Annotated in this window: 4 protein-coding genes; 1 reads left to right on the top strand and 3 read right to left on the bottom strand. The window is 65.4% G+C overall.

Annotation, left to right across the window (positions count from 1 at the left end):
* Positions 1 to 342: 342 nt before the first annotated feature.
* Together ACYP5B_RS50410 and ACYP5B_RS50405 are read right to left on the bottom strand one after the other, a co-directional pair.
* Positions 343 to 1344 (bottom strand): Bug family tripartite tricarboxylate transporter substrate binding protein, encoded by a 1002-nt coding sequence (locus tag ACYP5B_RS50410; protein ID WP_400092210.1) that lies wholly within the window; start codon positions 1342 to 1344, stop codon positions 343 to 345.
* Positions 1345 to 1395: 51 nt separating this feature from the next.
* Positions 1396 to 2571 (bottom strand): M20 family metallopeptidase, encoded by a 1176-nt coding sequence (locus ACYP5B_RS50405; RefSeq protein WP_459574976.1) that lies wholly within the window; start codon positions 2569 to 2571, stop codon positions 1396 to 1398.
* Positions 2572 to 2661: 90 nt separating this feature from the next.
* Here ACYP5B_RS50405 and ACYP5B_RS50400 point away from each other — a divergent pair, with 90 nt between their 5' ends.
* Positions 2662 to 3567, top strand: coding sequence for a MurR/RpiR family transcriptional regulator (locus tag ACYP5B_RS50400; protein WP_459574974.1), 906 nt, complete (start codon positions 2662 to 2664; stop codon positions 3565 to 3567).
* Between the two features lie 179 nt (positions 3568 to 3746).
* Here the strand turns inward: ACYP5B_RS50400 and ACYP5B_RS50395 are convergent.
* On the bottom strand, positions 3747 to 4416 hold a 670-nt coding region (locus tag ACYP5B_RS50395), incomplete at its 5' end, for an IS30 family transposase (protein ID WP_459574973.1).

Genomic DNA, 4416 nt, shown 5'->3' with positions numbered 1-4416 from the left:
TGCATATCGTGTCATCACCTATTCGCACACCGCCCTCCATTTTGCTTCACCAAGGAGACCGAGGCGACAAGTATCCTGACATGGAGGGCGAGTAAAAAAAAGTGACATCTCACACGTTCTAAAACGGCCAACACCGTACAGCCGCGACAGCAGCTAGAAGCGCTAAAACATCGCCCACTCACGCTATTCTGCATCAGCAGCTAGAAGCGCTAAAACACTGCCCCACTCACGCTATTCTGCATCAGCAGCTAGAAGCAATAAAACACTGCCCACTCACCCTATTCTGCATCAGCAGCTAGAAGCATCAAAACCCCGCCCTAAAGAGACACTAGTCCCGCGCACTCAATCCGCGGAGATCTTGGCCTTGCGGACCACTTCGCCGTAGCGCACCATCCGGTCGGCCATCATCCGCTCGAAGGCGGCCGGCGCCATCTCCTCGGGCGGGAACACGCCGCGCGCGCGCAGCGCCGTCTGCATGGCGGGATCGCTGGCGGCCTGGCGCACCGCCTGGTAGAGCTTTTGCACCACCGGCTCGGGCGTGCCAGCGGGCGCTGCGATGCCCGTCCAGGAGCTCAGGTTGAGCTGCGGATAGCCCAGCTCAGCCAAGGTCGGCACGTCAGGCAGCTGCGGCAGGCGCTGCTCGGAAGCCACCGCCAGCGCACGCACCTTTCCTTCCTTGATGTAGGGCAGCATGATGAGCAGGTTGTCGAGGATGAACTGGACCTCATTGCTCAGCACGGCCGTGATCAGGTGCGTGCCCCCGCGATAGGGGATGTGCGTGGCGTAGATGCCGGTGCTGGCCTTGAGCATTTCCACATTCAGCTGGCCCATGCTGCCAACCCCGCCGCTGCCGTAGTCGAGCTTGCCCGGGTTCTTCTTCGCGTAGGCCAGGAACTCCGCGAAGGTACGCACCGGCAGGCTCGAATGCACCACCAGGGCGTTGGGCTGGCGGCCCAGGATGGCGATGTTCTCGAAATCCTTGATCGGGTCGTAGCCCAGCTTCGGCTGGGTCAGCGGGTTGGCCAGGTGGCTGCTCTGGGAGGAGACCACCAGCGTATAGCCATCGGGCTTGCTGCGCGCCACCGATTGCGTGGCGACCGAGCCGCCGGCGCCCGGGCGGTTGTCGACGACCACCGGCACGCCGAGGATGCGTGAGAGCGGCTCCGAGTACTGGCGGGCCATGATGTCCACCGAACCACCGGGCGGAAAGGGCACCACCAGCGTGATGGGACGCGAGGGATAGGCGCCCTGTGCTTGCGCGGCCAGCGGTGCGGCACACGCGAGCGCGGCTACGCCAAGGGCGGTACGGAGGAAATGGCGGCGAGAGAATGGCACGTTCGGCATGGCAGTGAGGTGAAGGTAGTTAACGATCGGATGCAGGCGAAGTGTCCCGGCTCAGCGCAGTGCGAGGACCGCCAGCGCCACCGCCTGCGCGCGCGGCACGAAAGTGGCAAGCTCGCAGTACTCGCGCACGGTATGCGCATGGCCGCCCACCGGGCCGGTGCCACACAGCGTGGGCGTGCCTACCGAGGACGTGAGCCCGCTGTCGGCGGCGCCGCCGGTGAACTCGCCCTCTACCGAGAAGCCCAGCTGCTGTGCGCCGTGCTGGTACAGCGCCAGCAGGTCCGCAGGCGTCTGGGTCATCGGCCGGGTGCGGCGCATGTCGGTGATCCGGCCCTTGGTACGCGGCAGCGATTCGGCCTCGATGATGGCGCGCACCTGCTCGACCAGCGCATCGATGTCCGTGTCGGCGGTGAAGCGCACGTCGAGCTCGGCCTGCGCAAGCGGCGCCACCATATTGGGCACGATGCCGCCCTTCACGCAGCCCACATTGGTGGTGATGCCCTGCTCGGCGTCGGTCAGCGCATGCAGGGCCAGGATTTTGCGCGCGAGCGCGTCAATGGCACTGGCGCCCTGGGCATGGTTGACGCCCGCGTGCGCGGCCACGCCCTCTACCTCGAATTCCACCACCATCGACCCCTTGCGCCCGGTCACCAGGTTGCCGCTGACGCGGCCGGGCTCGGCGTTGAACACGGCGCGCGCACCGCGCGCCACGTCCATGATCCGTTCGCGGGTGGCGGACGATCCGATTTCTTCGTCGCAGGAAAAGAAAAGGCGCACTGGCAAGGCGTTGCCGCCGCAGCGCGCCAGGGCCTCGGCCACGAACACATTCATCACCAGGCCCGATTTCATGTCGGCCACGCCGGGCCCGTAGGCAAGCCCGTCCTCCACGCGGAAGGGACGGCGCGCCGCCGTGCCGGCCGGGAAGACGGTGTCCATATGACCCATGAGCAGGATCGGCGCGCCATCGCCGGCGCCGGGCACCAGCGCATCCAGGCACACGCCGTAGCCGGGCACGGCATGCAGCGTGACCGCAATGCCGGCGGCCTCCAGGTGTGCACGCAGGACTTCCGCCACGGCCGTCACGCCGGCTTCCTGCCGGCTGCCGCTGTCGATGTCGACAATGCGCTGCAGCAGCGCCTGCATTTCAGCCCGCTGGCCACCCAGCCAATCGATCACCGTGCTCGTGCCCTGGGCAAGCATCTCGCTATCCGCCGCGTTGTTCACCATATCCCGCCTGCTCCTTCCACTGTGTGGGAGTGAATCGTTCATTGCAAAAGTGATATGATCATGCAATACGCATTGCAACGTGTCAACACCATGAAAAATTCCCAGGAGACTCCCCCGCGTGACGCCACCTTGCTCGAGCGCCTTGCACGCGAGGCGGCCACGCTGACCGCCCGCGAGCGCACCTTGGCCGATGCGCTGGGCCGCGACTATCCCCATGCGTTGCTGGAATCTGCCACCGCGCTGGCTGCCCAGCACGGCACGAGCGCTTCCACGGTGGTGCGCCTGTTCGCCAAGCTGGGCTATGCCAGCTATGGCGACGCCCAGCGCGAGGCACGGGCCAGCGTGACGGCGCTCCTGCCCACCGCCGGCCTGCGCGCGCCGGCCACGATCGGTGGCAAGCGCACCCTGCGCGCCTGCGTGGACGACGCGCTGCTGCACGACCAGCACAACCTGGCGGCCACCCACGAAGGGCTGGACATGGCAGCCTTCGAGGCGATTGCGCGCCTGCTGGCCGAGCCGCGCGGCCGGCTGTTCGTGCTGGCGCAGAAAAACAGCGCGCCGGTGGGCGCATGGCTGGCGTTGCATCTGAACATGTGCCGGCCGCAGGTGCAGGAACTGGGGGCCGGCGCGGTGACGGCCACGGATGCCATGCTGTGGGTGGAACCGGAGGATGTGCTGCTGACGTTCAGCATCCGGCGTTATTCCAGCGCGCCGGTGAGTATCGCGCGCGCCTTCCGCGAGCGCGGTGCGCGTGTGATCGCGATTTGCGATAGCCCGGCGGCGCCGCTGGTGCCGCTATCGGATCACCATCTGCTGGTGCGCACGGCCAATGCTTCGCCCTTTGATTCCTATACGGCGGCTTTTTTCCTGTGCAATGCGCTGGTCTCGGCGGTGGCGCAATTGCGGCGGCCGGCCGTTATCAAGGCGCTGCAACGGCGTGATGCGCTGTGGGAGGCCTTCGAAGCTGATCCTGTTGAAGGCTTGCGGCGGGGATAGGGTGGTGCGCGTGGTTAGGGAGGTGGATTTGGGGGCAACTTTGCTGCTTGTAGCCCCGCTGACGCGGGGAATGTCTCTTTAGGGCGGGGTTTTGATGCTTCTAGCTGCTGATGCAGAATAGGGTGAGTGGGCAGTGTTTTATTGCTTGGCGGTTTCAAGTCCCAAGTGCAACACCCGCGTCAGTGAATTGAAGTTGGGGGGTGAGAAACTTGTTTGTGCATACGAGCGAACACCTCCAGTGGGGAGTGGAACGCATGCGTAGCGCGGGGTCGCTTGTTCAAGCTGTCGGCAATTGCGTCGAGTTCTTCTTGTGTGTGCACGGACAAGTCGGTGCCCTTGGGCAGGTACTGGCGCAGCAGCCCGTTGGTGTTCTCACAAGTGCCACGCTGCCAGGGGCTGTGCGGATCGCAGAAGTAGACCTTGACGCCAGTGTTGGCACTGAGCTCACTGTGGCGCGTCATCTCCTTTCCCTGGTCGTACGTCAGGCTCTGGCGCAGCGGCTCGGCAATCGAATTGAGCTTGGCAGAAAAGCCGGCCAGCGCCGAGGCCGCAGTAGCGTCATCCATCTTGGCCAACAGCACCAGACGACTGCTGCGTTCGACCAGCACGCCCACCGAAGACTTGTTGCCCGCGCCCTTGATGAAGTCACCCTCCCAGTGGCCCGGCATGACGCGGTCCTCGACCTCGGGCGGGCGCACATGGATGCTGACCATCTCAGGAATCTGCCCGCGTCGATCAACCCCGCGCTTGCGCGGCATGCGTGTGCTGCGGCCATGGCGCAGGCAGGCGATGAGCTGGCGGCGCAACTCGCCCCTGGGCTGCGCGTAAATGGCCGTGTAGATCGTTTCG

It is taken from the genome of Cupriavidus sp. 8B, assembly GCF_054589115.1.
The sequence above is the reverse complement of the archived record's forward strand: the minus strand, read 5'-3'. Positions and strand labels throughout refer to the sequence as shown.